This window comes from Gemmatirosa kalamazoonensis, from assembly GCF_000522985.1.
Taxonomy (GTDB): domain Bacteria; phylum Gemmatimonadota; class Gemmatimonadetes; order Gemmatimonadales; family Gemmatimonadaceae; genus Gemmatirosa; species Gemmatirosa kalamazoonensis.
This window is the reverse complement of sequence record NZ_CP007128.1, coordinates 1,386,203-1,412,307: the sequence shown is the minus strand read 5'-3', so window position 1 is coordinate 1,412,307 and position 26,105 is coordinate 1,386,203. Positions and strand designations below refer to the sequence as shown.

At 74.5% G+C, this 26,105-nt stretch carries 19 protein-coding genes; 10 read left to right on the top strand and 9 right to left on the bottom strand.

The annotated features are described in order from the left end of the window. Positions 1–14: 14 nt before the first annotated feature. The gene (locus J421_RS06180) at positions 15–530 is read right to left on the bottom strand and encodes an ECF-type sigma factor (RefSeq protein WP_025410301.1); all 516 of its coding nucleotides are present in this window, start codon (positions 528–530) and stop codon (positions 15–17) included. A gap of 90 nt (positions 531–620) precedes the next feature. On the opposite strand from J421_RS06180, the gene J421_RS06175 reads away from it, so the two are divergent. Then, positions 621–1,700, top strand: coding sequence for a hypothetical protein (locus J421_RS06175; RefSeq protein ID WP_025410300.1), 1,080 nt, complete (start codon positions 621–623; stop codon positions 1,698–1,700). A gap of 55 nt (positions 1,701–1,755) precedes the next feature. Here J421_RS06175 and J421_RS06170 read toward each other — a convergent pair whose 3' ends face one another. Beyond that, positions 1,756–2,199 (bottom strand): hypothetical protein, encoded by a 444-nt coding sequence (locus tag J421_RS06170; protein ID WP_148306179.1) that lies wholly within the window; start codon positions 2,197–2,199, stop codon positions 1,756–1,758. Then, positions 2,199–4,244 carry a ribosomal protection-like ABC-F family protein gene (gene abc-f / locus J421_RS06165; RefSeq protein WP_025410298.1) on the bottom strand — a complete coding sequence of 682 codons (2,046 nt, stop codon included), beginning with the start codon at positions 4,242–4,244 and terminating at the stop codon, positions 2,199–2,201. Before abc-f ends, J421_RS06170 begins: the two co-directional genes overlap by 1 nt. Before the next feature lie 102 nt (positions 4,245–4,346). Between abc-f and J421_RS06160 the strand changes: the two genes are divergently transcribed. The 3 genes from J421_RS06160 to thiO all read left to right on the top strand — a co-directional run bounded on the left by J421_RS06160 (position 4,347) and on the right by thiO (position 7,986). Then, on the top strand, positions 4,347–5,042 hold the full coding sequence (locus J421_RS06160) for an HAD family hydrolase (protein WP_025410297.1): 696 nt from the start codon (positions 4,347–4,349) through the stop codon (positions 5,040–5,042). 108 nt (positions 5,043–5,150) lie between these two features. Continuing rightward, entirely contained in the window at positions 5,151–6,803 is a 1,653-nt protein-coding gene (locus J421_RS06155; RefSeq protein WP_025410296.1) for an ABC-F family ATP-binding cassette domain-containing protein, read from the top strand. Continuing rightward, a complete protein-coding gene (gene thiO, locus J421_RS06150; protein ID WP_148306178.1) occupies positions 6,760–7,986 on the top strand; it encodes a glycine oxidase ThiO in 1,227 nt (408 codons plus the stop codon). The genes J421_RS06155 and thiO overlap by 44 nt, the downstream gene beginning before the upstream one ends. Before the next feature lie 239 nt (positions 7,987–8,225). Here the strand turns inward: thiO and J421_RS06145 are convergent, their stop codons facing one another. The 4 genes from J421_RS06145 to J421_RS06130 all read right to left on the bottom strand — a co-directional run bounded on the left by J421_RS06145 (position 8,226) and on the right by J421_RS06130 (position 17,056). Further along, entirely contained in the window at positions 8,226–10,139 is a 1,914-nt protein-coding gene (locus J421_RS06145; protein ID WP_104023041.1) for a pyrroloquinoline quinone-dependent dehydrogenase, read from the bottom strand. 117 nt (positions 10,140–10,256) lie between these two features. Beyond that, positions 10,257–13,334, bottom strand: a complete 3,078-nt coding sequence (locus tag J421_RS06140; protein ID WP_025410293.1) for a serine/threonine-protein kinase — start codon at positions 13,332–13,334, stop codon at positions 10,257–10,259. An 11-nt stretch (positions 13,335–13,345) separates the two neighbouring features. Continuing rightward, the gene (locus tag J421_RS06135; protein ID WP_025410292.1) at positions 13,346–16,501 is read right to left on the bottom strand and encodes a serine/threonine-protein kinase; all 3,156 of its coding nucleotides are present in this window, start codon (positions 16,499–16,501) and stop codon (positions 13,346–13,348) included. 18 nt (positions 16,502–16,519) lie between these two features. Beyond that, positions 16,520–17,056, bottom strand: a complete 537-nt coding sequence (locus J421_RS06130) for an ECF-type sigma factor (protein WP_025410291.1) — start codon at positions 17,054–17,056, stop codon at positions 16,520–16,522. Between the two features lie 88 nt (positions 17,057–17,144). Between J421_RS06130 and J421_RS06125 the strand changes: the two genes are divergently transcribed. The 5 genes from J421_RS06125 (at position 17,145) to J421_RS06105 (ending at position 22,082) form a co-directional block, all read left to right on the top strand. Beyond that, positions 17,145–17,399: a hypothetical protein gene (locus tag J421_RS06125; protein ID WP_025410290.1), complete on the top strand. Its 255-nt coding sequence runs from the start codon at positions 17,145–17,147 to the stop codon at positions 17,397–17,399. Beyond that, complete coding sequence (locus J421_RS06120) at positions 17,392–17,790, top strand: hypothetical protein (RefSeq protein ID WP_148306177.1); 399 nt, start codon at positions 17,392–17,394, stop codon at positions 17,788–17,790. Before J421_RS06125 ends, J421_RS06120 begins: the two co-directional genes overlap by 8 nt. A gap of 80 nt (positions 17,791–17,870) precedes the next feature. Continuing rightward, the gene (locus tag J421_RS06115) at positions 17,871–19,034 is read left to right on the top strand and encodes a sensor histidine kinase (RefSeq protein ID WP_025410288.1); all 1,164 of its coding nucleotides are present in this window, start codon (positions 17,871–17,873) and stop codon (positions 19,032–19,034) included. Next, entirely contained in the window at positions 19,031–19,771 is a 741-nt protein-coding gene (locus J421_RS06110; protein WP_025410287.1) for a LytR/AlgR family response regulator transcription factor, read from the top strand. The genes J421_RS06115 and J421_RS06110 overlap by 4 nt, the downstream gene beginning before the upstream one ends. A gap of 37 nt (positions 19,772–19,808) precedes the next feature. After that, complete coding sequence (locus J421_RS06105) at positions 19,809–22,082, top strand: TonB-dependent receptor plug domain-containing protein (protein WP_025410286.1); 2,274 nt, start codon at positions 19,809–19,811, stop codon at positions 22,080–22,082. A 238-nt stretch (positions 22,083–22,320) separates the two neighbouring features. On the opposite strand, the gene J421_RS06100 is transcribed toward J421_RS06105, so the two are convergent. Together J421_RS06100 and J421_RS06095 are read right to left on the bottom strand one after the other, a co-directional pair. After that, a complete protein-coding gene (locus J421_RS06100) occupies positions 22,321–23,736 on the bottom strand; it encodes a M20/M25/M40 family metallo-hydrolase (protein ID WP_025410285.1) in 1,416 nt (471 codons plus the stop codon). 128 nt (positions 23,737–23,864) lie between these two features. Beyond that, positions 23,865–24,212 (bottom strand): arsenate reductase family protein, encoded by a 348-nt coding sequence (locus J421_RS06095; RefSeq protein ID WP_025410284.1) that lies wholly within the window; start codon positions 24,210–24,212, stop codon positions 23,865–23,867. A gap of 98 nt (positions 24,213–24,310) precedes the next feature. Here J421_RS06095 and J421_RS06090 point away from each other — a divergent pair, with 98 nt between their 5' ends. Next, a complete protein-coding gene (locus J421_RS06090) occupies positions 24,311–26,104 on the top strand; it encodes a gamma-glutamyltransferase family protein (protein ID WP_025410283.1) in 1,794 nt (597 codons plus the stop codon). Position 26,105 lies beyond the last annotated feature (1 nt).

Genomic DNA, 26,105 nt, shown 5'->3' with positions numbered 1-26,105 from the left:
CCTCCTCTCGTCCGTTACGAGTGCAGCGCCTGGTACAGCCAGCCCCTCGCCTTCACCCAGTCACGCCTCACGGTGCGCTCCGTGACGCCGAGCGCGACGGCGGTCTCGGCGTCGGTGAGACCGCCGAAGAAGCGGCACTCGACGACGCGCGCGAGCCGCGGCTCGACGTCACCCAGCCGCGCGAGCGCGTCGTCGAGCTCGAGCAGCGCGTCGCAGGAGCCGACCGCGCCGGTGCCTAACGCGATCTCCTCGTCGAGGGTGACGGGAAGGCGCGCGCCGCCGCGCTTCTCGCGCGCGCGGCCGCGCGCGTGGTCCACGAGCACGCGGCGCATCGCGACGGCGGCGGTGGCGAGGAAGTGCGCGCGGTCGGCGAACGACGCGCGCGTCTGGTCGGCGAGCTTGAGGTACGCCTCGTGGACGAGCGCGGTGGTGCCGAGCGTGTGGCCGGCGCGCTCGCGCCGGAGCTGACGGTGCGCGACCCGCCGCAGCTCGTCGTACAGCACCGGCGTCAACTGCTCCACGATGGTCATGTCCGGATCCGCGAGTGGACGTCGCGTCCTCCACCACGAGGCCGAAGGTAGGGCCGGCCGGAAAACGGAGCAATCGCCGCGGAGGAACCGATGCGACGCACGTCCCTGACGCTGCCGTGCACGATCATCGTGGTGGTGCTGATCGCCGCGTGTGGCGACCCCGACCGCGTGACGGCGGTGCCCGGGCGGCCGGCGGAGCGCCTAACGGCCCCGACGCGCCCCGACACGACGGCGCTTTCGGCGTCGGCGGTCGACGTGCCGGCGCCGCCGAGCTACGTCGGCTACGTGCTCACCGACATCTCGCGGCGCATCGCGAGCACGGCGACCGACATCAACACGGCAGGCCTCGTGGTGGGGGCCTACGCGACTGCAGCTGGTCAGCACGGCTTCGTGCGACACACGGACGGCACGTTCGAGGACCTCCCGCCGCTCGCCGGCGACACGGGCACCGTCGCGACCGGCATCAACGACGCCGGCGTCGTGGTGGGATACAGCACGCGTCGCAACGGCCACACGACGGCGTGGATCCGGCATCCCGGGCTCGCGCCACGCGCGCTCTCCGAGCCGGAATTCTGCGCCGGCAGCTCGCGCGCGGACGCGATCGACTACCTCGGCGAGATCGTGGGCAGCTGCGGCCGCGATGCGGTCATCTGGCCCACGGAGACCGCCTTCGCGTGGCCGCTCGGCGGCGTCCACGGCGAGGCGCTCGACGTGTACTTCCACACGGTCGTCGGCTACGGCCTGCTCGGAAGCGGGAGCACGACGACGGCGATCGTGTGGCGTGGGGCGCCCACCACGTTCAACCTGCCGCCGGGGAGCACCGACTCGAAGGCGACGGGCATCAACGCGGGCGGCGCGATCGTCGGCCTCTTCACGCAGAACGGCGCGCAGCGCGGCTTCGTGTCGTCGCTCACGTCGGGGCGCGTGCTGCCGCACCCGGCGTACGGCATCAGCGACTACGGCCGCGTCGTCGGCTGGTACGTGTCGCTGCCTGCGGCCGCGTACACCATCGCGCCCGGCGCGGTGACCGAGACGCCGCTCCCGCCCACGACGCTCGGCCGCGTCGCGGTGAAGGTGAACCGCTGCGGCGCGATCGTCGGGCACTACTTCCCACTCGGCCTGCAGGGCGGCCCGCGCGCCGCGCTGTGGACGAAGCCGACCTGCGACTGAGCTCCTCACGGGACCCTCCACCGGAGCATCCGATGCGCATCGTCTCGCTCGGCCGTTAGGCGCCGCCGGCCGCCGTCTGGAGCCGCTGGAACAGATCGCGCACGGCGCGCGGCGCGCGGGTGTCGCTCGACGGCCAGGAGACCTCGTGCGCGCCGGAGTCGGTCCGCGCGCGCACGAAGCACGTCATGTTGCCCGGCTCGTGATGCGTGATCCCGAGGAAGCGCATCGAAGCGAGCCGGCCGAAGACGTCGGCGGCGAGCGCGGTGTCGGTGCGGACGAGCGTGCGCCGATCGTCCGCGCCGGCGCGGTCGCGGGTCCACCGGTAGAGCGTGCCGTTAGGCAGCAGCGCCGCGCCGCCGCCGCCGCCGGTGATGCCGCCGGCGCAGCCGGAGACGACCTCGCGCACGGGGACCGCGGGCGCGGAGTGCGCGGTGCGGCAGGCACCGCACGCCGCGCCGGCGGCGAGCGCGACGACGAGGCGACGGTACGTGGCGCGCATCAGACGGAGCTCGACTCCACCGCTTCGGTCGCCGCGGTCCACTCTTCCAGTGCCGCGTCGAGCGCCGCCTTCGCGGTGTCGAGCGACTTCCCGAGATCCGCCGCCTTCCGCACGCCGTCGGGGGTGCCGTAGAGCGCGGGATCGTCGAGCGCCGTGGTGAGCGCGGCGACCTTGGCTTCCAGCTCGGCGATGCGGCGCTCGCTCTGCTCCACGCGCTTCTGCGCGTCGCGCGCCGCGCGGCGCTGGTCGCGCTCGACGCCGCGCCTGTCGTTCGGCGCCACGGCCTGCGCCTCGGCCTCGCGACGCGTGCGCTCCATCCGCTCGCGCTCCTTCACGCGGCGGAGCGCCTCCTCCTCGGCGGCATGCACGGCGGCGGCGTGCTCGCGCTCCTTCGACGCCGTCTCCCACTCCTCGAACGAGCCGTCGAACACCGTGACATGACGGTCGTGCAGCACCCACACCTGCGTCGCGAGCGCGCGGAGCAGCGCGCGGTCGTGGCTCACGAGCAGCACCGTCCCCTCGTAGTCGTCGAGCGCGTCCTCGAGCGCCTCGATGCTCTCCACGTCGAGGTGGTTCGTCGGCTCGTCGAGGACGAGGAAGTTCGCGCGCGTGAGCATCATCGCGGCGAGCGCGACGCGCGCCCGCTCGCCGCCGGAGAGCGTGCCGACGCGCCGCTGCACCTCGTCGCCCGAGAAGCCGAAGCGGCCGAGGTGCCCCTGCACGAGGCGACGCTCCCAGAGCGGACGGAGGTCGGAGATGACCTCGTACAACGTGCGGTCGAGCGGGAGCTGCGCCATGTTCTGGCTGTAGTACGCGACTCGGATCGAGTCGCCGACGCGGAGCTGCCCGGCGAGCGGCCCGGTCTCGCCGACGATGACCTTCAGCAGCGTGGACTTCCCCGCCCCGTTCGGCCCGATGAAGCCGACCACCTCGCCGCGCGTTAGGCGGACGCTGAAGTCCTCGATGAGGATCCGAGATCCCTCCACGCTCCACGCTCCACGCTCGGGCCGAGCGAGCGTGGAGCGTGGTGCGTGGAGCGTGGAGGGCACTCCCACGCTTGCCTTCTCGGCAACGATGACCTGGTCGCCGCCGCGGTCGGCGATCTCGAGGCGCAGCGCCATCACGGCCTCGTCGCCGATCGGCGCGGAGAGGCGTGCCATGCGCGCGAGGCGCTTGCGGCGCCCCTTCGCCTGCTTGGAGTTCTGCCCGGCGATGTTGCGTCGGATGTAATCCTCCTCGGCGGCGACGACCTTCGACTGCTTGTCGAACTGGCGCTGCTGCGCGAGACGCCGCTCCTCGCGCTGCTGCACGAACGCCTCGTAACCGCCGACGTACGGCGTCGCCGAGCCGCCCTCGAAGTGCAGCACGTGGTCGACGACGGCGGCGAGGAACGCGCGGTCGTGGCTGACGAGGACCACGGTGCGGTCGGTGCCCTGCAGCCATCCCTCGAGCCAGCGCGTGGTCTCGAGGTCGAGGTGGTTCGTCGGCTCGTCGAGCAGCAGCACCTCGCCGGGGAGCACGAGCTGGCGCGCGAGCCCCACCCGCCCGCGCTCGCCGCCGGAGAGCGTGGCGAGGAGCCGCGTGCGCGCGCCGTCGGGATCGAAGCCGAGCCCGTCGAGCACCGCATCGACGCGCGCGGCGTAGGTGTAGCCGCCCTCGCGCTCGAACCGCTCGAGATCGCGCCCGTAGCGCTCCATCGCCGAGTCGTCGTGGGTGTGCGCGAGCGCGTCGGCCTGCTGGGCGAGCGAGCGCTCGAGCGCGAGCAGCGGCCCGAACGCGCCGGCCACCGCCTCCCACACCGTCGTCGCGCCGCCGAAGTCGCGGTGCTGCTCGAGCAGCGTGACGCGCACGCCGGGCTGCCGGGCGATCTGGCCGCGCGACGGCTGGAGCTCGCCCGTGAGGAGCTTGAACAGGGTCGTCTTGCCGGTGCCGTTGCGCCCGATGACGCCCCACCGGTCGCCGGCGCCGATGGTGAACGTGATGTCCTGGAACAGCGTGGTCGCCCCGAATTCGACGGCCACGTTGGAGATGGCGAGCTGGGTCATGCCCGAGAATCTATCGGGACTCGGGACTCGGGACTCGGGACTCGGGAACTGCTCCCCCACGAGTCCCGAGTCCCGAGTCCCGAGTCCCGATACCTTGTCGTCATGCGCTGGGACCTCGTCATCTTCGACTGCGACGGCGTGCTCGTGGACAGCGAGCCGATCGCGAACCGTGTCTTCACCGATCTGCTGAACGAGCTCGGGCTCGCGACGACGCTCGAGGAGACGATGCGCGACTACGTCGGGCGGTCGATGGCGTCGTGCATGGCGATCGTCGGCGAGCGGCTCGGGCGGCCGGTGCCCGACGGTTTCGTGGACGCGTTCCGCAATCGCACGGCCGACGCGTTCCGCGCGGAGCTGCACGCCGTGCCGGGGATCGAGGCGGCGCTCGACGCGATCGCGGACGCGTCGCTGCCGACGTGCGTCGCGTCGAGCGGCGAGCATCGGAAGATCCGCCTGTCGCTCGGCCTCACCGGCCTGCTGCCGCGATTCGACGGGCGCATCTTCAGCGCGCAGGACGTTGCGCGCGGCAAGCCCCACCCGGATCTGTTCCTCCACGCCGCGCGCGCGATGGGCGCCGATCCGTCACGATGCGTCGTGATCGAGGACTCGCCGCTCGGCGTGCGGGCGGCCGTCGCGGCCGGGATGACGGTGCTCGGCTTCGCGGCGCGCACGGATCCAGGCACGCTGGCCGAGCTGGGCGCTACGACGTTCGACGACATGACGCGGTTGCCGGAGATGCTGTCCGGGACTCCACGTACGAGCTCTCGTAGGACTGAAGAAGGACTGAAGAGAGACTGAAGAAGGACCGACACCAGTTTTCGTTGTTCTCCTTCTTCAGTCCTCCTTCAGTCCTTCTTCAGTCCTCCAGAAACACGTACGTGGAGTCCTGAACCAGCGCACCTTCCCGTGCCTTCCTCCACCACCCTGCTCTCCGCCGAAGATCTCGCCTACACGCTCCCCGATGGCCGCACGCTGTTCGACGGCGTGACGCTCGGTTTCGGACGCGAGCGCACGGGGCTCGTCGGCGCGAACGGCGTCGGCAAGAGCACGCTGCTGCGGCTGCTCGTCGGCGAGCTGCGTCCGACGCGCGGGCACGTCGAGCGTCGCGCGCGCGTGGGGTACCTGCCGCAGCACCCGGGACGCGCGCTCCCCGCGGATGCGACGGTCGCACACGCGCTCGGCGTCGCCGACGTGCTCGACGCGCTCGACCGCGTGCTCGCCGGCGAGGGAACGGCGGCGGACCTCGACCACGTCGGCGGACGGTGGACGCTGCACGACGAGATCGCGGCCGCGCTCGACCGGTTCGGGCTCGCGCGCCTCGACGCGCGGCGCGCCGTGGCGACGCTGAGCGGCGGCGAGACGACGCGCCTCGCGTTCGCCGCGCTGCTGCTGGCCGGCGCCGAGCTGCTCGCGCTCGACGAGCCGACGAACGACCTCGACGCACCGAGCCGCGACGCGCTGTACGCGTTCGTGGACTCGTGGAGCGGGGGCCTCGTCGTGGTCACGCACGACCGCGCGCTGCTCGAGCGGGTCGACCGGATCGTGGAGCTCGGACCGTTAGGCGCCCGCGTCTACGGCGGCGGGTGGGCGCTCTACGACGCGCAGCGCGCCGCGGAAGCCGCCGCCGCCGAGCGCGCGCTCTCCGACGCCCGCCGCTCGCTGCGGGGGGCCGAGCGCACCGCGCGCGAGACGCGGGAGCGGCAGCAGCGGCGCGCGAGCCGTGGGCGCAAGGACGCGGCGACGGCGAACATGCCGAAGGTGATGCTCGGCATCCGTCGCGAGACGAGCGAGCGCACCTCGGGGCGGCTCGACGCGGCGGGCGAGCGCGCGATCGCCGAGGCGCGCGAGCGCGTGGAGCGGGCGCGAACCCGCGTGGAGATCCGGGAGCGCCTGGCGCTCGGCCTGCCGCCCGCGGGCTTGCGTGACGGCAAGCTCGTCGTCGAGGCGACCGCGCTGCGCTACGCGCATCCAGGAGCCGGCCGGCCGCTGCTCGACGGCGTGTCGCTCGCCGTGGTGGGGCCGGAGCGCCTCGCGATCGTCGGGCCTAACGGAAGCGGGAAGACGACGCTGCTGCGCCTGCTCGCCGGCGAGCTCGCGCCGGACGCCGGCACCGTGCGGCTCGGCGTCGAGCGCGACCGCGTGGCGTACGTGGACCAGCATGCGGGGTCGCGACTGCCGACCGAGCTCACCGTGCTCGACGCGATGCGCGAGGCGAACCCCGAGCTCGAGGAGGAGGCGAGTCGGCACGCGCTCGCACGGCACCTGTTCCGCGGCGACGCGGCGCTCACGCCGGTGCGCGCGCTGAGCGGCGGCGAGCGCGTGCGCGCCGCGCTCGCCATCGCCCTGCACGCCGCGCGTCCGCCGCAGCTGCTGCTCGTCGACGAGCCGACGAACCATCTCGACCTCGACTCGCTGCGCGCGGTGGAGGAGATGCTCGCCGCGTACGACGGCGCGCTCGTCGTGGTGTCGCACGACGCGACGTTCCTCGACGCGGTCGGCGTGGAGCGGCGGCTCGGTGTGCACGGGCACGACTCCACGTACGAGTTTCGGCAGGACTGAAGGAGGACAGTCCCTCTTCAGTCCTTCTTCAGTCCTCCAGAGACACGTACGTGGAGTCGTGCGCGGCGCCACGCCGGTGCCGCGGACACAATGGCCCGCGCAGATTGCGCGCATGACAGTGTCTCCACGTCGGGTCGCGATCGTCGGCGCCGGCGCGATCGGGCTCTCGATCGCGTGGCGGCTCCTCCAGCGCGGCGCCCGCGTCACGGTCTACGACCGCGGGCCGTTGGGCCGCGGCGCCTCCTGGGCGTCGGCGGGGCTGCTCGCGGCGACGGCGGGGCACGGCGGCCCCGCGGGGACGCCGCTCGACGCGCTGTGCCGGCGCGCGCTCGGGCGATGGGACGCGTTCGCGCGCGAGCTCACGGATGCCGCGGGCATCGACGTCGTGCCGCGCTCCGAGGGGACGCTCGTCGTCGCGCTCGACGCCGCGGAAGCCGAGCGGTTAGGCACCGCGTACGAGGCGTGGCGCGCGGCGGGCGACGACGCGCAGCGGTGGCTCGCGCGCGACGTGGTGGCGCGTCTGGAGCCCGCACTCGCGGGCACCGTCGTCGCCGCCCGGCTCTGCCCGAACGACCGCCAGGTCGATGCGCGCCGGCTCGTCGCGGCGCTCGCCGAGGCCGTGCGGCGCGCCGGCGGGGCGGTGCGCGAGCACACGGAGGTGGACGTCGAACGCGTCGACGCGGACGTCGTCGTGCTCGCGGCGGGCGCGTGGTCGGGCAGCGTGCCGGGCGCGCCGTCGATTCCCATCGCGCCGCTCAAGGGGCAGATGGTCGCGCTCCGTCCGACGCCGGGCGTGACGCCGCTGCGCCACGTCGTGTTCACCCGCGACGTCTATCTCGTGCCGCGTCCCGGCCGGCTGCTCGTCGGCGCGACGTCGGAGGCGCGCGGGTTCGACACGACGGTCACGGCGGGGAGTGTGCGTTTGCTGCTGGATGGCGCACGCCGCGCCGTGCCCACGCTCGACGACGCCCCACTCGACGACGCGTGGGCCGGCGTGCGGCCGATGACGCTCGACGGGGCGCCGCTGTTAGGCAGGCTCACCGAGCGCATCGTCGTCGCGACGGGGCACGGGCGCAACGGGATCCTGCTCACGCCCGTCACCGCGGAGGCGATCACCGCGCTCGTGCTCGATGGGGCGCTACCGTCGTGGGCTCTGGGGTTCGGGATGGAGCGATTCGGTTAGGCCGCGCGTCGAGTCGTGGGTCCCATGGGACGACATTTGAGCCGCAGAGGGTCGCGGAGGGCCGCAGAGGACTGCCTCTTCGTGTTGAACCACGGAGGACACGGAGGACACGGAGGAGAACCACGTCTTGTTCGTTTCCTCCGTGTCCTCCGTGTCCTCTGTGGTAAGAAGGCCGTTGTCGTTCTCGGCGGCCCTCTGCGGTTCAATGCCGTCCCCGCGTGAACCGAACGAGCTGCATCTCACCGCTGCGGCAGCGCGAACACCACGATCTCGTCGCCGCGCCCGAACACCTCGTTGTCCCCGCCCGCCGCGATCGCGACGAACTGCCGACCGCCCACCGCGTACGTCATCGGCGTGGCCTTGCCGGCGGCGGGCAGCGGTGCCCGCCACAGCTCGCGTCCCGTCTCGACGTCGAACGCGCGCAGCATGCGGTCGAGCGCCGCGCCGACGAACGCGAGCCCGCCCGCGGTGACGATCGGGCCGCCGAGGTTCGGGGAGCCCAGCGAGCGGAGCATCGTCGAGTCCATGCCGGCGGGGGCGAGCGGGCCCGGAGTGCCTAACGGCACGCGCCACGCCACGCGGCCCGCGGCGAGGTCCACCGCGACGAGCTCCCCGAACGGCGGCGGCGTGCACGGCACACGCTTCGGTGAGAGCAGGATGCGGCGCCGCATGACGTACGGCGTGCCGCGCATCGCCGCGTACTCCCAGCCGTCCTCGTGCGCGCCGACCGAGTCGCGCGGGATGAGCTGCACCACGGCGGCGACCGTGTTCACCGGCACGACGGCAAGACCGCGGCCCGCGTCGACCGCGACGCCGCCCCAGTGCGCGCCGCCGATGTTCGACGGCACCACGAGCGTCCCTTCGCGGCTCGGCGGCGTGAAGATGCCCTCGTTGCGGAGCGCGGCCATCGTCGCGCGGCACCACGCGCGGTCCGCGTCGTCGGCGCCGAACGCGTCGGCCGCGCGCGCCGCGTGCGGGCTGAGCACGATGCCGAACGGCTGCGTCGGCGACGCACGCTCGCCGGGCACCGTGCTCGTCGGCACCGCGCGCTCCTCGACGGGAACGAGCGGCTTGCCCGTCACGCGGTCGAGCACGAACAGCATGCCGGTCTTCGTCGCCTGCAGCACCGCAGGCACGCCGCGTACGGTGGCGAGCGCCGGCGGAGAGGCGTTGTCGTAGTCCCACAGGTCGTGGTGCACCGTCTGGAACGCCCACGCGACGGCGCCCGTGGCCGCGCGCAGCGCGACGAGCGAGTTCGCGTGGCGGTCGTCGCCGAGTCGCGCGCCGCCGTAGTAGTCGGGGCTCGGGCTCGACGTGGGCACGAACACGAGTCCGCGCGCGGTGTCGGCGACGAGGACGCTCCACGCGTTCGCCGCACCCGTGCGGTGCGCGCCGGGCCCTTCCCACGTCGCGTACGCCGCGTCGCGCGGGTCCTGCGGCACGGGATCGAACGTCCAGCGCAGGGCACCGGTGCGCGCGTCGTAGCCGCGCACCTCGCCGCTCGCCATGTCGACGCGCCCGTTGTCCGCCACCGCCGACCCGACGACGAGCACGTCGCCGACGACCGCCGGTGGCGACGTCACCTCGTATTCGGCGAACTCGCCCGGCGCGTTGCGCAGGCCGCGGCGCAGATCCACGGTGCCGTGCGCGCCGAAGCCGGCGCACGGCGTGCCGTGCGACGCATCGAGCGCGATGAGCCGACCGTCGATCGTCGCGACGACGACGCGCGCGGCGCATTCGGTGCCGTCCGCGGCGCGCGCGGCGCGCGCGTCGACCCAGTACGACACGCCGCGGCTCGTGAAGTCGCCGAACCCCGTCGCGGGATCGACGGCCGCATCGAAGCGCCACCGCTCGCGCCCCGTGGCGGCGTCGAGCGCGAACACCTTGCCTAACGGCGTGGAGACGAACATGGTGCCGCGCACGACGAGCGGCGTCGCCTCGAGCGAGATGCGCCGCCCCGGACGCAGCGGGACGTCGGCCTCGCCGGTGCGGAAGCGCCACGCGACGGCGAGACGCGAGACGTTCGCGCGGTCGATCTGCGCGAGCGGCGAGTAGCGGGCGCCGCCCGGATCGCCGCCGTAGACGGGCCAGTCCTGCGCGGCGGCGGCCGCGCACGGCAGCAGGAGGGCGAGATAGAGCGAGGGTGCGCGCATGAGCGTGTGGGCGGGGGTCACGCGGCAAGCTGGCGCGCGCGGCCCGCCGGATCGACGAACCGGGGACGAGCGGGACTGGGGCGGGACCGGCGTCCGGACTCGCCGCCCCTCCGGCGCCTAACGCGCCACGGGGATGCCCGTGTGCTCCGCGCCGAGTCGGGCGAGCGCGGCGCGCGCTTCCGCGGCGTACGGAGCGAGCTCGGGGTCCGCGTTTCGCCACGCGGCCGCGACGGACGCGTACGCGTCGGCCGCCGCGCTTCGGCGGCCCAACCGCTCGGCGGCGCGCGCACGCAGCAGCATCCAGTAGACGTCGGCGAAGCCGCGGGTCGCGAGCGCGACGCCCAACGGCTCGTCGAGGCGCCGCGCCGCCTCGGCGGCGCGCCCCGTCGCCAGGAGGAGCTCCGCACGCGCGACCGCGGCGAGCGCGCAGCGGCAGCGGGCGTCGTCGAGCGCGAGCAGGCGCCGCAGCGCGTCGGCGCTGTCGCCGCGGGCGAGCGATCGGAGCGCCGACGCAGCCGCGGCCCGCGAGCGGGCGGCCGCGCGCTCCGGCTCCGAGCCGGCGGCGCGCGCCATCGAGTCCGCCGCCGTGGCGAACGCCTCGAGCGACGCCAGCTCGCCGCGCGCCGCCCAGAACGTCAGCATCTCGCTGCCGTGGCCCGTGAGCTCGCGCCGCGCCAGCCACCGCGCGAACGTGGATCGCGCGGTGTCCAGCGGCACGATGCCCAACACCGCCAGCTCGGTGAACGGCGCCCGCAGCTCGTCGCGTGGCTCCGCGGCGCGCAGCGCCTCGCGCAGGTGGCCACGTACCATGAGCGGGTACGTGAGCGTGCGTCGCATGGCGACGTCGAGCTTCACGCCCGCGTCGGCCTCGACGCGGGCGCGCACCAGGCGCCCGAGCCGCACGGCCGTCTCCGCGGAATCGAGCGTGCGGCTGAACAGCTGCACGCCGAACATGACGGTGCGTACCGGGAGCGCGTCGGTGAGGGCATGCAGCACGCGGTCGCTCGGCCGCGGGTCGTCGAGCAGCGCGAGCGTCAGGCGCGAGACGTCGGCCACGTCACCGCCGCCGTGCGTCTGTGCGAGATACGCTCGCATGTACGGGCGCGCGGCCCGCGCGCCGTCGGCCGCGGCGAGAGCGATCGTGTGGACGTAGGCCGGCGCGAACGACGAGTCGAGCGCGATCACGCGGTCGAACATGCGCTGGACCTCGCGGTCGCTCTTCGGCATCGCCCACATCCCGTCGTGGTACCAGGCCTCGGCCCGCGCCATCCACGCGTCGGGGTCGTCCGGGTAACGCTGCACGAGCGAGTCGGCGGCGGCGACGTACGGTGCCACGACCCCATACCACCGCGCTCGTGTCGGAGCGGCCATCGCCGCGCGCTCGCGCAGCGCGACGTCGAGCTGCGCGCTGTCGCGCGGCGCGAGCTGCGCGGCGTACGCCTGGGCGCGGCGCAGGTACGTCACCGGCGCGTCGCCGATCGACGGGTCGGTGCGCTCGAGCCACTCGTCGGCGCGCGCGAGGCGCAGGTAGGCGAGCGCGAACGTGGAGTCGAGCGCCACCGCCCGCCCGTAGGCCGCACGCGCCGAGTCCCACGCCGTGCGGCGCAGGAACTGCTCGCCCTGCAGGAACGCACGCAGCGCCGGGAGCGACGCCGCGCGGATGGCGGTGTGCCGCGTCGCGGCGATCGGCCGCGTGCGCCCGAGCTCCGTGAGGATCGCGACGGCGAGGGAGTCGGCGAGGCGGTCCATGCGCGCCGCGACGTCGACGCGCTCGGCCTCGCCTAACGCTCGGCCGGCGCGCGCGTCGTAGATGGTCACCCTGGCCCGCGCCGAGTCGCCGGCGCGAACGACGCCGCCGTAGACGACGAGCCCCGCCCCGGTGCGCGTCGCGAGCGCGCGCGCCGACGCGGCATCGCCCCGCCCGGCCCAGCGGCGCACTACCGTCGTCGGTGCGGCGGCGCGCAGTGGGCCAGCGCCGTCGAGCGTGCGCGACAGCACGTCGACCATGCCTTCCTTCCACAGCGCGAGCGACGGGTCGAGCACGTCGAACGGCGCAACGGCGATGACGTCGGCGTCGAGCGCGACGGGGGCGGCGCGACTGCCTAACGCGAGGACGGCCGCGACCGCCGCGGCCACGGTCGCTCCCGCCGCGATCCACGCGCCCACCCGGCGCCGCCGACTGCCGCGGACCGGGGCGTCGGCCGCCGTCGCCCGCGACGCGTCGAGCGCGTCCGCCATCGCGCCGGCCGTCGCGAACCGGTCGGCGGGATCGTCGGCCGTCGCGCGCGCGACCAGCGATGCGAGCGCGGCGGGCACGCGGGGCCCCGGCGAGCCTGCCGCGCGTGTCGGGAGCGCGCCCGTCAGCATCTCGTGCAGCACGCAGCCGAGCGCGTAGACGTCGCTCCGCCCGTCCAGGTCGCGCCGACCGAGCGCCTGCTCGGGGCTCATGTACGCCGGCGTCCCGATCACGGGGCCCGTGGCCGCGCGCGTGTCGAGCGCGGTGCGGGACAGCGCGTGCGCGATCCCGAAGTCGGCGACGACCGCCTGACCGTCGGCGAGCAGCACGTTCTCCGGTTTCACGTCGCGGTGTACGACGCCCTCACGGTGCGCATAGTCGAGCGCGAGCGCGATCTCGCGCGCGATGCGCACCGCGTCGACGACCGGAAGCCGCTCGTCGCGACGCAGCCGATGTCGCAGCGTCTCGCCCGCGACGTACGGCATCACGTAGTACAGCAGCCCCGACGCCTCGCCGGAGTCGTGCAGCGGGAGGATGTGCGGGTGCGACAGCCGCGCCGCGAGCTCGATCTCCCGGCGGAAGCGCCCCGCGGCCACGGCGTGCGCGAACGCGGCGTGCAGCACCTTCACGGCGACGGGGCGGCCGTGCTTCTCGTCGTCGGCCAGGTAGACCGTGGCCATGCCGCCTCGGCCGATCTCGTGGCGCACCCGGTAGCGGCCGCCTAACGTCTCGGGCACCGCCGGCTCGGCAGGCAGCACGTACGCGAGGGCGGGACGCGTCAGCAGCCGCTCGGCGGCCTCGCAGTCGCCCAGCAGCGAGTCGATCTCGGCGCGCAGCACCGGATCGTCGCCGCACGCGCGGTCGAGATAGGCGGCGCGCTGCTCCGGCGCGAGCGTCAGCGCGCCGTCGAGGAGCGGCTCCAGCGCCCGCCAGCGCTCGAGCGGGATGCGGCGCGGCATCGCACGCCTGCCTAACGACCCGGCGGCCGGGCCGGCACCACGCTGCCGGCGGGCCGCTCCGGCGTCAGGCGCGCGAGCGCGGCGCGCGACTCGGCCGCGTACGGCGCGAGCTCGGGATCGGCCGTGCGCCACGCGGTGGCGACGAACGCGTAGTCGTCGGTTGCCTCGCGCGCGCGACCCAGGCGCTCGGCGGCGCGCGCCCGCAGCAGGACCCACAGCACGTCGCGCGTGTTCGTCGTGACCGGGAGCCGCGCGTGGCCGTACGCGGTGGCCATCAGATCGGCCGCCTCGCGGTCGCGCCCGGCCGCGAGCAGGAGGCGCGCGCGCTGCATCCCCGCCCAGTCGCACGTCGGACACGTCGAGTCGGCGAGCGCGCGGAAACGGCGGAGCGCGTCGGCGCTGTCACCGCGCGCGAGCGACGCGTACGCACGGGCCGCCGCCCCGGTGTACGTCGCGAGTCGGCGCAGCACCGGGCTCCGGTCGGCGCGGCCGACCGAATCGGCGGCCGCGGCGTATGCGCCGAGCGCGGCCGCGTCGCGGCGCTGCGTCCAGAACGCGAGCATCGACAGGCCGCTGAGCACCTCGCCGCGTCGCACCCACGTGCGGAACCGGCCGTCGGCCGAGTCGGCGTTCACCACGCCGTACGTCGCCAGCTCGGCGTAGTCGGGACGGTCGAGGAACGGCAGATCGTGCAGCAGCTTCGCGGACTCGCGCAGGTGACCGCGGAACAGCAGCGCTCTGAGAAGGAAGATGCGCGCGCCGAACAGATCCTCCGCGTCGAGCGTCGTCGCGTGCCGCTCGAGCAGCGCGCGTCCGAGCTGCACCGCGGTCTCGGTCTGGTCGGGCGTGGTGTGGAACACGAGCATCGCGCGCAGGACGACCGCAGGCGGCAGCGAGTCGACGAGGCGCCGCGCCTCGGCGGTCGAAAGCGGTCGGTCGAGCAGCGCGGTCACGAGGCGCGTGAACTGCGCCAGGTCGCCGGTCGCGCCGCGCGCCGTGAGCGCGCGCAGATACCGACGCGTGGACGGCGCGCCGTCGACCACGCCCGAGAGATCGATCGCGGATTCGTAGGCCGGCTCGAACGAGGAGTCCGCGGCGATGGCCTGGTCGTAGAGCGCGAGGATCGAACGATCCGCCTTCAGCTCGACCGCGCCGGCGACGTCGCGCCACACGTCGCCGTCGTAGCGCCACGCCTCGGGGTCGCTCGGATAGCGGCGCACCAGCTCCGCCGCCGTCGCGACGAGCGGGCGGGCCGCGTCCACGAGCGCGCTGGGTGTCGCGGGGTGCACGGCCGACAGGTACTGCGAATCGAGCGTGAGAAAGAGGCTGTCGCGCGGCGGGAGGCCGCGGCGGTGGGCGAGGGCGAGCCGCGTGAGCGCGGCCACCTTCTCGTGCACGTCCGGTCCCTGTTCCCGGAACACCGACTCGGCGAGCCGCGTGTAGGCGATGCCCAACGACGAGTCGAGCTCGATCGCCTGCTCGTAGTGCACGCGGGCCGAGTCCCACAGCGCCCGCCGATAGAACTGCTCCGCGACGAGGAACGCGCGCAGCGCCGGCAGCGACCGTGCGCGCATCGCCTCGAGCCGCGTCGCGCCGACGGGACGCGACCGGCCCAGCTCGCGGAGCACGGCGACGGCGATGGAGTCGGCGAGGCGGTCCATGCGCGACGCGACGTCGACGCGCTCCGCCTCGCCCAACGATCGCCCGGCCGCGGCGTCGTAGACGGTGATCGTGGCGCGCGCCGAGTCGCCGGCGCGCTCGATGCCGCCGTAGACCACGAGCGCCGCGCCCGTGCTCGCGCCGAGCGCGCGCGCCGACGCCGCGTCCGCACGCCCGTGCCAGCGCCGGACGACGGTGCTGGGCGCGACGGCGCGCAGCGGCCCGGCGCCGTCGAGCGTGCGCGACAGCACGTCGACCATGCCCTCCTTCCACAGCGCGAGCGACGGGTCGAGCACGTCGAACGGCGCGACGGCGAGGACGTTCGCGTCGAGCGCGGGCGACGACGCGCGCCGGCCCAACGCGGCGAGGGCCGCGACGCCCGCGGCGACCGCGGCCACCGCGACGACACCGACGCCCAACGTCGTTAGGCGCCCGTTCACGCGCGGCCGCGCGCGGGCCGCCGAGATGCCGCGCGACGCGCCGTCGAGCGCGGCGGCCATCTCGGCGGCGGTGGCGAACCGGTCGCCGGGGTCTGTGGCCATGGCGCGGGTGACCACCGATGCCAGCGCCGCGGGCACGTCGGCGCGGAGCGCGCGCGGGTCCGGGGGCGGCGCGGTGAGGCGGCGCGCGATCACGGTCTGCGCGGTCGCGCCGACGAACGGCGCGCGGCCGGTGAGCAGCTCGTAGAGCACGCAGCCGAGCGAGTACACGTCGCTCCGGCCGTCGAGGTCGTGCGCGGCGGTGGCCTGCTCGGGGCTCATGTAGGCCGGCGTGCCGAGGACGAGCCCCGTCGCCGTCACGCGGTCGCCGACGCCGCGCGCGACGGCGTGCGCGATGCCGAAGTCCGCGACCACGGCGTGCCCGTCCTGCAGCAGCACGTTCTCCGGCTTCACGTCGCGGTGTACGACGCCCTCGCGGTGCGCGTAGTCGAGCGCGAGCGCGACCTCGCGCGCGATGCGCACCGCGTCGACGACGGGAAGCCGCTCGTCGCGGCGCAGCCGGTCGCGCAGCGACTCGCCGGCGACGAACGGCATGACGTAGTACAGCGATCCGGCGTCCTCGCCGGAGTCGTGCAGCGGGAGGATGTGCGGGTGCGACAGCCGCGCGGCGACGTCGATCTCGCGGCGGAAGCGCTCCGCGCCGATGGCGTGCGAGATGTCGGCGGACAGCACCTTCACGGCGACCGGACGGCCGTGCTTCTCGTCGTCGGCCAGGTAGACCGCGGCCATGCCGCCGCGCCCCAGCTCGCGGCGCACGCGGTAGCGATCCGCGAGCAGCGGCGGCACGGACGGCTCGGGCAGCGGCGTGTACGCGGCGGCGGGGCGCGTGAGCAGGGACTCGCCGGCCTCGCAGTCGCGGACGAGCCCTTCGAGCTCCGCGCGCAGCGCCGCGTCGGCGCCGCACGCGCGATCGAGATACGCGGCGCGCTGCTCCGGCGCGAGCGTGAGCGCGCCGTCGAGCAGCGGCTCCAGCGCGCGCCAGCGCTCGGGCGGGATGGTGCGCGCCACGCGCGGATGGTGTGGCGGTCAGCCGCGCAGCGCGCGGTGCAGGAGGCCGCGCGCCTTCACCCAGTCGCGGCGCACGGTGCGGGCGGTGACGCCGAGCGACGCCGCGGTCTCCTCCTCCGAGAGGCCGCCGAAGAAGCGACACTCGACGACGTGCGCCAGGCGCGGCTCGGTCGCGGCGAGCCGGGTGAGCGCCTCGTCGAGCGCGAGCAGCGACTCCGCCTGCTCGTCGACCGCGATGCCGTCGTCGTCGAGGGTGACGGCGCGGCGGCCGCCGCCGCGCTTCACCGCGCACCGTTCGCGCGCCTGGTCGACGAGGATGCGGCGCATCGCGACGGACGCGATGGCGAGGAAGTGCGGGCGATCGCGCCACACCGCGCCGTCGGCGTCGGCGAGCTTGAGGTACGCCTCGTGAACGAGCGCGGTGGTGCGGAGCGTGTCGTCCGGGCGGCGACGCAGCTCGCGGCGCGCGATGCGACGCAGCTCGTCGTAGGCCGCGGGCATCAACCGATCGAGCTCGTCGTGGCCGCGGTCGTCCGGCATGGTCCGCTCGCTCATCGTGCGGCCAAGATGGGGCGCGGTCGACGCGCGTGGCAAATGTGCGCGCCGCTTGACGGGAATGTTACCGTGGTACCATTGTACCATTATGGCCGTCGACGTGGAGCGGGTCCAGACGGGGGTGCGCCTCGAGAAGCGCACCCTGAAGGTCCTCAAGGGGCTGGCCGAATACCTCGATCTGTCGCTCGGCGACCTGCTCGAGGGGATCGTGCTGCACGCGTTCGAGGGGCAGGCGCCGTTCGGGCCGGCCACGCTGGAGCAGATCGAGCGGCTCAAGACCGTCTACGGGCTCACGCTGACCGCCGCGGACAGCCACCAGCTGCGCGAGGCGCCCGATGTCTGACGCCGACGCGGTGGACGCGGAGCTCGCGGCGTTCGAGGCGGGGCTGCGCGACCCGGCGACGTTCCCGCACGCGGCGCACGTGCGCCTCGCGTACGAGATGCTCGCCCGCCACCCGTTCGACGAGGCGCTCGCCCGCTACGCGGCGGGGCTGCGGCGCATGGCCGCGCGCGCGGGCGTGCCGGAGCGGTACCACGCGACGATCACGGTCGCGTTCCTGGCGCTGGTGGCCGAGCGCCGCGTGTGCACCGGCGCGGCGACGTGGGCGGCGTTCGCCGCCGCCGCGCCGGAGCTGCTCGACCGGCGGTGCCTCGCGCGGTGGTATCCGGCCGAGCTGCTGGAGAGCGACGTCGCGCGCCGCACGTTCGTGCTGCCGCCGCCGCACGCCGCCTAACGCGGTGCCGCTCGTCCCGCGCTGGTCCCGCTCGTCCCGCGCCCCTCACGACGCGGCGCGCGCGTGATACACTCCCGGGCATGAGCGCCGCCGGATCCCGCAGCCTGCTGAGCACCCGCGCCCTGCGCCGCGGCGTCGCGCTCGGCGTCGTCGGCGTGTTCGTGGTGCGGCTGACGTACTTCCTCTTTCTCGACCTCGCCGACGGGCGCGCGGGGCACGTGGCCGAGCGGCTGTTCAACGAGGTCACGGGCGGGCTGCTCGCCGCGATCCCGCTCGCCGCGATGGCGTGGCTCGCGCATCGCTGGCCGCTCGCGCGTCCGCTGCGACGCGGCACGCTCGCCGTGTACCTCGCGGGGTTCGTGCTGCTCTCCGCGGTGCACACGACGCTCATGATCGCGGTGCGCGCCGCGCTCGCCCCGCTGCTCGGGCTGACCGGGTACGAGTACGCGTTCTCCGCGGCGCGCTACGCATACGAGGGCGCGAACGACGTGCTGGTGTTCGTCGCGGCGGTCGCGCTGCTCGCGCTGGCGGAGAGCGTGCTCGCGGAGCGCGACCGCGAGCGGCGCGCGGCGTCGCTCGAGCGCAGCCTGCTGCGCGCGGAGCTGAGCAACCTGCGCCTGCAGCTCCAGCCGCACTTCCTGTTCAACGCGCTGAACACCATCTCGTCGACGATGTACGACGACGTCGACGCCGCGGACGCGCTGCTGGGTCGCCTGTCGGATCTGCTCCGCACGTCGCTGCGCACGACGCACACCCACGAGGTGCCGGCGCGCGACGAGCTGGCGATCCTCGCGCAGTACCTCGAGCTGATGCGCGCCCGCTTCGGCGACCGGCTCGACGTCACCGTCGACGCGCCCGACGACGTCGGCGACCTGCTCGTGCCGTCGATGGTGCTGCAGCCGCTCGTGGAGAACGCGGTGCGCCATGGCGGCGTGTCGCGCATCGGGCGCGGGCGCGTGGCGGTGGCATTGCGGCGCGAGGGGGCGACGCTCGTGCTCACGGTTCGGGACTCGGGACTCGGGACTCGGGACTCGACGCCCTCACGAGTGCCGAGTCCCGAGTCCCGAGTCCCGACGCCCGACGGCGGCACCGGCCTCTCCGCCACCGCCCGCCGGCTGCAGCTCCTGTACGGCGACGACGGATCGATGCGTGCCGGCCCCACGCACGACGGTTGGGAGGTCGTGATCCGCATTCCCGCGCGCGCCGCGGTGCCTAACGACCTGCGCGCGGAGGCGCTCGCGTGACGCTCCGGGTGCTCGTCGCGGACGACGAGGCGCCGGCGCGGCGGCGGCTCGTGCGGCTGCTCGGCGCGATGGGCGACGTCGCGGTCGTCGGCGAGGCGGCGGACGGACGCGAGGCGGCCGAGCGGATCGACGCGCTCGCGCCCGACCTCGTGCTGCTCGACGTGCGCATGCCGATCATGGACGGCTTCGAGGTCGTCGGCGCGGTCGGCGTCGACCACATGCCGGCCACGGTGTTCGTCACCGCGTACGACGAGCACGCGCTGCGCGCGTTCGAGGTGCGCGCGCTCGACTACCTGCTGAAGCCCGTCGCGCCGGCGCGGCTGCGCGAGGCGGTGGAGCGCGCGCGCACGCGCCGGGCCGCCCCGTCGGCGCTCGCCTCGCTCGTCGCCGCGACGGCGGGCCGCTACCTGCGGCGCATCCTCGTGCACGACGACCGCGGCGCCCATCTGCTGCCGGTGGACGCGATCGCGCTCGCGCGCGCGGAGCGCAACTACGTCGTGCTGCACACGGCGCGCGGCGCGTTCCGCGTGCGCGGCACGATCGGCGCGCTGGCGGAGCGGCTCGATCCGGCGACGTTCCTGCGCGTGAACCGCTCCGACGTCGTGCGGCTCGACGCGATCCGCGAGCTGCAGCCGTGGTCGCACGGCGACTATCGCATCGTGCTCGGCGACGGCTCGGCGCTGCTGTGGAGTCGGCGATACCGCGCGCAGACGGCGGGGGCGTTCGAGCTGGGGTAGCGCGTCCCGAGCGGCTGTGTGGTTTATTCAACGCACGATGTTCACGCTCCGTCACGTCGCCGCTCTCGCCATCGTCACGCTGCACTCGGCCGCCGCGCGCGCCGCCGCGCAGTCGCCCGACTCGCTCGCCACGCTGCGCGTCGGCGTCACGCACGACTCGCTGCCGGTCGAGGGAGCGCTCGTGCGCAGCGGCCGCGTCGGCGCGTCGACGGACGCGTCGGGGAGCGCGACGCTGCGGCTCGTCGCCGGCGCGCACGTCGTGGTCACCGCGCGGCTCGGCTTCCGCCCCGACACCACGCGGCTCGTGCTGCGCGCGGGACAGGACACGCTCGTCACGGTGCGACTCGCCGACCAGTCGGCCGAGGTCGAGGCGCTGGTGGTGACGGCCACGCGCGCCGAGCGCCGCGTCGAGGACACGCCGCTCCGCGTCGAGGTCATCGACGAGGAGGAGGTGGCGGAGAAGGTGAGCATGACGCCGGGCGACATCGCCATGATGCTGAACGAGACGAGCGGCCTGCGCGTGCAGTCGACGAACCCCGCGCTCGGCGGCGCGAACGTGCGCGTGCAGGGGCTGCGCGGACGCTACACGCTGCTCCTCGCCGACGGGCTGCCGCTCTACGGCGGGCAGTCGGGCGGGCTCGGGCTGCTGCAGATCCCGCCCGTGGATCTCCAGCGCGTGGAGGTCATCAAGGGCACCGCGTCGGCGCTGTACGGCAGCGCCGCGTTAGGCGGCGTGATCGACCTCGTGTCGCGTCGCCCCGACAGCACACGCACGGTGCTCGTGAACGGGACGTCGCGCGGCGGCACGGACGCGGTGTTCTTCGGCGGTGCGCGGGCGACGGGCTGGGGGTACACGCTGCTCGCCGGCGCGCACGGCCAGCGCCAGAACGATCTCGATGGCGACGGCTGGACCGACATGCCGGGGTACGAGCGCGCCGTCGTGCGTCCGCGGCTGTATCTCGACGGCGCGCACCGCTCGGCGTTCCTCACGGCCGGCGTCACGATGGAGGACCGGCGCGGCGGGACGATGGACGGACGCGTCGTGCCCGCGGGCACCCCGTACGTCGAGGCGCTGCGCACCCGTCGCGCCGACGTCGGCGGGCTCGCGCGCTGGGTGCTGCCCGACTCCGGCGCGCTGCGCGGCGCGATCGTCACCGTGCGCGGCTCGGCGATGGAGCAGCGGCACGGCCACCGCTTCGGCGACGTGCGCGAGCACGACCGCCACCGCACCGCGTTCGGCGAGGCGGCGCTCGCCGTGCCGCGCGGGCGCGCGACGTGGGTGGTCGGCGCCGCGTTCCAGCGCGACGCGTACCACGCGGCCGACGTCGCGGGGTTCGACTACGCGTACGACGTGCCCGCCGCGTTCGCGCAGGCGGACGTGGACCCCGCGCCGTGGCTGTCGCTCTCGACGAGCGCGCGCGTCGACGCGCACAGCGCGTACGGCACGTTCGTGAGCCCGCGCGTGTCGCTGCTCGCGCGCCGTCCCGCGGCCGATGCCGCGCTCGCCGGATGGACGACGCGGCTCTCCGGCGGCACGGGCGCGTTCGCGCCGACGCCGTTCACCGAGGAGACGGAGGCGGTGGGCCTGACGCCGCTCGTCCCGCTCAGGGGTCTCGTCGCCGAGCGCGCACGCAGCGCGTCGCTCGACGTCGGCGGCCCGATCGTCACGCCGTTAGGCCGCCTGGAGCTGGACGCGACGGCGTTCGGATCGCGCGTGAGCCACGCACTCCAGACGCGCGAGCTGGCCGTCGCCACCGTCGGCGACCCGCGGCCGATCGCGCTCGTGAACGCGCCCGCGTCCACGCACACGTGGGGCGGCGAGCTGCTCGCGCGCCTCGTGCGCGAGCTGGGCGCGCCCGAGAGGTCGCTGCGCGTGACGGCGACCTACGCGTATCTGCGCGCCACCGAATGCGACCCCGACGTGGTGTCGGTCGCCGGATGCCTGCGGCGGCGCGAGGTGCCGCTCACACCGCGCCACGCCGCGGGGCTCGTGGCGAGCGTCGAGCAGGAAGCGAAGAGCCGCGTCGGCGTGGAGCTGTACTACACCGGCCGTCAGTCACTCGACGACGACCCGTTCCGCACGCGCAGCCGCCCGTACGCGGTGGTGGGCCTGCTCGCCGAGCGCGCGTTCGAGACGAGGGCGGGTGTGGCGCGCGTGTTCGTGAACCTCGAGAACCTCGGCGACGTGCGTCAGACGCGCGTCGATCCGCTCCTGCGTCCGACACGCGGCCGCGGCGGTCGCTGGACGACCGACGTCTGGAGCCTGCTCGAGGGGCGCACCGTCAACGCGGGTGTCCGGCTGGCGTTCTGAGACTGGCCGGGTCTCACGCGGAGCCGTGGAGGACGCGGGGGCCGCAGAGAACATCGATAGGGCGAGGGATAGACGAGTACCTGGGGATCCACGTGCGAAAGGATCTCGAGATCCTCTTCATCGCCGTTGGATCCCCGGAGTACTCGCCTGTCACCTCGAACCTGTGGTTCTATCAAAGAGGACAGTCCTCTGCGGCCGTCTGCGTCCTCTGCCGTTCAAAGGTGTACTCCGTGCCCGATCACGCCTTGGGCGATCCGGCGACGCGCCTCACGAGCTGGTCGAGGAACGACAGCCCGTCGTAGAACGACTTCACGCGCAGCTTCTCGTCGCGGCCGTGCGCGTTGCCCTCGCCCGGCACGGAGAACAGCCCGCTCACGCCGTACGTCGGGATGCCGGCGGCGCGCAGCGGACGGCCGTCGGTCGCGCCGGTGGACATCGTCGGGATCACGGGGATGTCGCCCCACGTCTGCTTCGTGAGCGACGTGACCGCGCCCAACAGCCCGGGGTCGATCGCGCTCGGCGTCGCCCCGACGCGCGGGGCGCCGACGATCTCGATCTTCACGCCGGTGTCACCCACCGCGCGCTGCAGCGCGGCGAGCGTCTCGAGCGACGTCGACGTCGGCGCGATGCGGCAGTTCACGTTCGCCGTCGCGCGCTGCGGCAGCGCGTTGTTCGCGTGCCCGCCGGCGAGCCGCGTCGCGACGCACGACGTGCGCAGCATCGACGCGTAGCGGTCGTCCTTCGACAGCGTCGCGGCGGCGGTGGCGTCGGCCGGGTTCGCGGCGAGCGCGCGCATCGCGGCGGCCATCTCCGGGCGCGTCTCGACCTTCGCCGTCTGCTCGAAGAAGCCGCGCGTGATCGGGTTCAGCGCGACGGGAAACGTGTAGTGCTGCACGCGGCCGAGCGCCTCGGCCAGCTGGTAGATCGCGTTGTCGGGGCGCGGGACGCTCGAGTGGCCGCCGGGATTGGTGACGGTGAACGTGTAGTCGGTGTAGACCTTCTCGGTCGCCTGGATCGAGTGGAAGAGCGGCTTGCCGTCGGGCGTCAGCGTGCCGCCGCCGCCCTCGTTGATCGCGTACGCGGCGTCGATGAGCGGCTTGTGCTCCGTGGCCAGCCACTCGGCGCCGTTCGCCGGACCTCCTTCCTCGTCCGCGGTGAGCGCGAGCACGACGTCGCGCTCCGGCACCCAGCCTTCCTTCTTCCAGTCGAGCATGTTCGCGACGAAGATCGCCGCCATCGCCTTGTCGTCGCTCGTGCCGCGGCCGAGGAAGTAGCCGTTCTCCTCGTGCAGCGTGAACGGGTCGCGCGGCCAGTCGGCGCGGTTCGCGGCGACGACGTCGAGATGCGCGAGGAGCAGGATCGGCTTCGATCCGTTAGGCGCGCGCCCGTGGTAGCGCACGACGAGGTTCCCCTTGTCGGGATGATTCGGCGGCACGAGCACCTGCACGTCGCTCGCCGGGAAGCCCGCGTCGCGGAACCGCTTCGCCATCGCGCGCGCCGCGGTCGTCACGTTGCCGACGGAGTCGACGGTGTTGATCTCGACGAGCTCCTCGTAGACCGAGCGCGCGAGCTGCTGGTGCGGCGTGAGGGGCGATGACTGCGCGCCCAGGGGGGCGGCGAGAAGCAGCGCGACTGACGCGAGGGAACGGCGCATGAGACTCTTGGGGAAGCGTGGCGGGGCTGGCTCGTCGTTCGTCACGGCTCCGGGTCCTCTTCACGTGAAGCCGTAGCTACTCCTGGAGTACGCGCCGGCCGCGACCAACGCTGTCGACGGGAGCCGCTTCATTTCCCCACCCACGCTTTCCACTCCGCCTCGTTCGCGCCTAACGTGAGCTTGTGCTGGAAGCGCACGAGCGGCGTCTTCAGCAGCAGCGGCTCGTCGGCGAGGATCTGCAGCCAGCGCTCGTCGCCGTAGAGCGCGGTGCGGAGCCCCATCTCGGCGAAGCGCTTCCCCTCGCGGTCGACGAGCGCCTGCGCGCCGAACTTCTGGGCGAAGCGCTTCAGCTCTCCGAGGCTCGCGGCGCGCTCGTTCAGGTCGACGAAGTGGGTCTTCACGCGGCGCTCGGCGAAGAAGCGCAGCGCCTTGCGGGTGTCGGCGTCTTTCTTCGTGCCGAAGATCTGGACTTCCATGTCGGCGGTGGGCGAACGTCCGGGCGCGGCCCCACGTATTCCGGTGGGTACGACCCCGGAAACGTAGCACGCCTCGCCCAACGCTCGCCCGCTGCGACATGTCCCTCGCCCGCTCCCTCCCCCTCGGCGCGCTCGCCCTCGCCGCCTGCACCACCCCGAGGCCCTCGCCCATCGCCGTCCCCGACCTCGGCAAGCGCGCCGTCGCCGAGCGCGGCATGGTCGCCGCGGGCAGCGCGTACGCCGCGGAGGCGGGCGTCGAGATGCTCCGCCAGGGCGGCAACGCCGTCGACGCCGCGGTCGCCGCGACGTTCGCGATCGGCGTCGTCGAGCCGTCGATGAGCGGCATCGGCGCCGGCGGCGGGATGATGATCTGGAACCAGCAGGCGCACCGCGCGGACTACGTCGACTTCTACGGCACGGCCGGCGCGAGCCCCGACACCGCGCTCCGGTCGCGCGGCACGGGGCGCATCGCGGCGGCGCGCGGCGTGGCGATCCCCGGGGCGGTCGCGGGGCTGCTCGCGGCGCACGAGAAGTACGGCAAGCTGCCGCGCGCGACCGTGCTCGGCCCGGCGATCCGCCTCGCCGCCGACGGCTTCATCGCGAACTCGATCCTCATCCGCGAGCTGCAGTCGGACTCGACGAAGGTGCTCGGCCCCGCGCCGGTGGCGCGCATCTTCTTCCCCGGCGGCCACATGGTGCGCGTCGGCGACCGCGTGGTGCAGTCGGAGCTCGCGGCGACGCTGCGCCGCATCGCGGACCAGGGGCGCGACGGCTTCTACACCGGGCCCGTGGCGGCGGAGATCGTCTCGACGCTGAACGCGGGCGGCAACCCGGCGACGCTCGACGACTTCGCGCGCTACGCGCCGCGCTGGAAGCGGCCGCTGTGCACGACGTACCGCGGGCGCGTGGTGCTCTCCGCGCCGGCGCCGCAGGGCGGCATGCAGGTGCTGGAGACGCTCAACCTGCTGGAGCCGGTGCGCCTAACGACGTTGGGCGCGCCGCACCGCGACGTCGCCGCGTTCCGCGCGCTCGCCGGCGCGATGCGCGCCGCGGTGACGGACCGTGACGCGTACGTGGGCGATCCGGACAAGGCGGCGGTGCCGCAGGCGGGGCTCACGAGCAAGGCGTACGCGGCGGAGCGTGCCGCCGTCGCCGCCGACACGACGCCGCGCGCGCGCCTCGCCGCCGGCGACCCGTGGGCGGAGGACCGCGCCGCCGCGCCGGAGAGCGGGTGCGCGGAATACCAGCCCGTCGGCCCCGCGCGGGTCGCCGCCGTTCGGGACTCGGGACTCGGGACTCGGAACTCGTCCCCCCCGAGTCCCGAGTCCCGAGTCCCGAGTTCCGAATCGTCCGAGACGACCCACCTCTCGATCGTCGACGCCGACGGCAACGCGGTGTCGGTGACGAACACGAACGGCCTCGCGTTCGGCACCGGCACGTGGGCGGCGGGGGCGTTCTTCAACTCCGCGATGCTGAACTTCGCGCGGAGCGAGACGAGCGCGAACGCGATCGGGCCGTGGCGCGTGCCGTCGTCGACGATCGCGCCGACGGTGGTGCTGGAGCACGGCCGCGTGCGCGAGGTCGTGGGCTCGCCCGGCTCGGCGGCGATCCCGCCGGCGGTCGTGGAGACGATCGTCTACACGCTCGACTACGGCCTCGACCCGCTCGCCGCGCTGCGCGTGCCGCGCGTGATCCCGTCGTCGAACGCGCAGCTCCGCGTCGAGATGGGCTTCGCCGAGCCGGTGCTCGACGCGGCGCGCCGCATGGGCTTCGAGACGATCATGTCGCCGATGGACATGGGCTTCGGCGGCGTGCACGTCATCGAGCGTGTCGGCGGGCGCTGGGTGGGCGCGGCGGATCCGCGGCGCGACGGCGAGGTGCGGGGCTACTGAA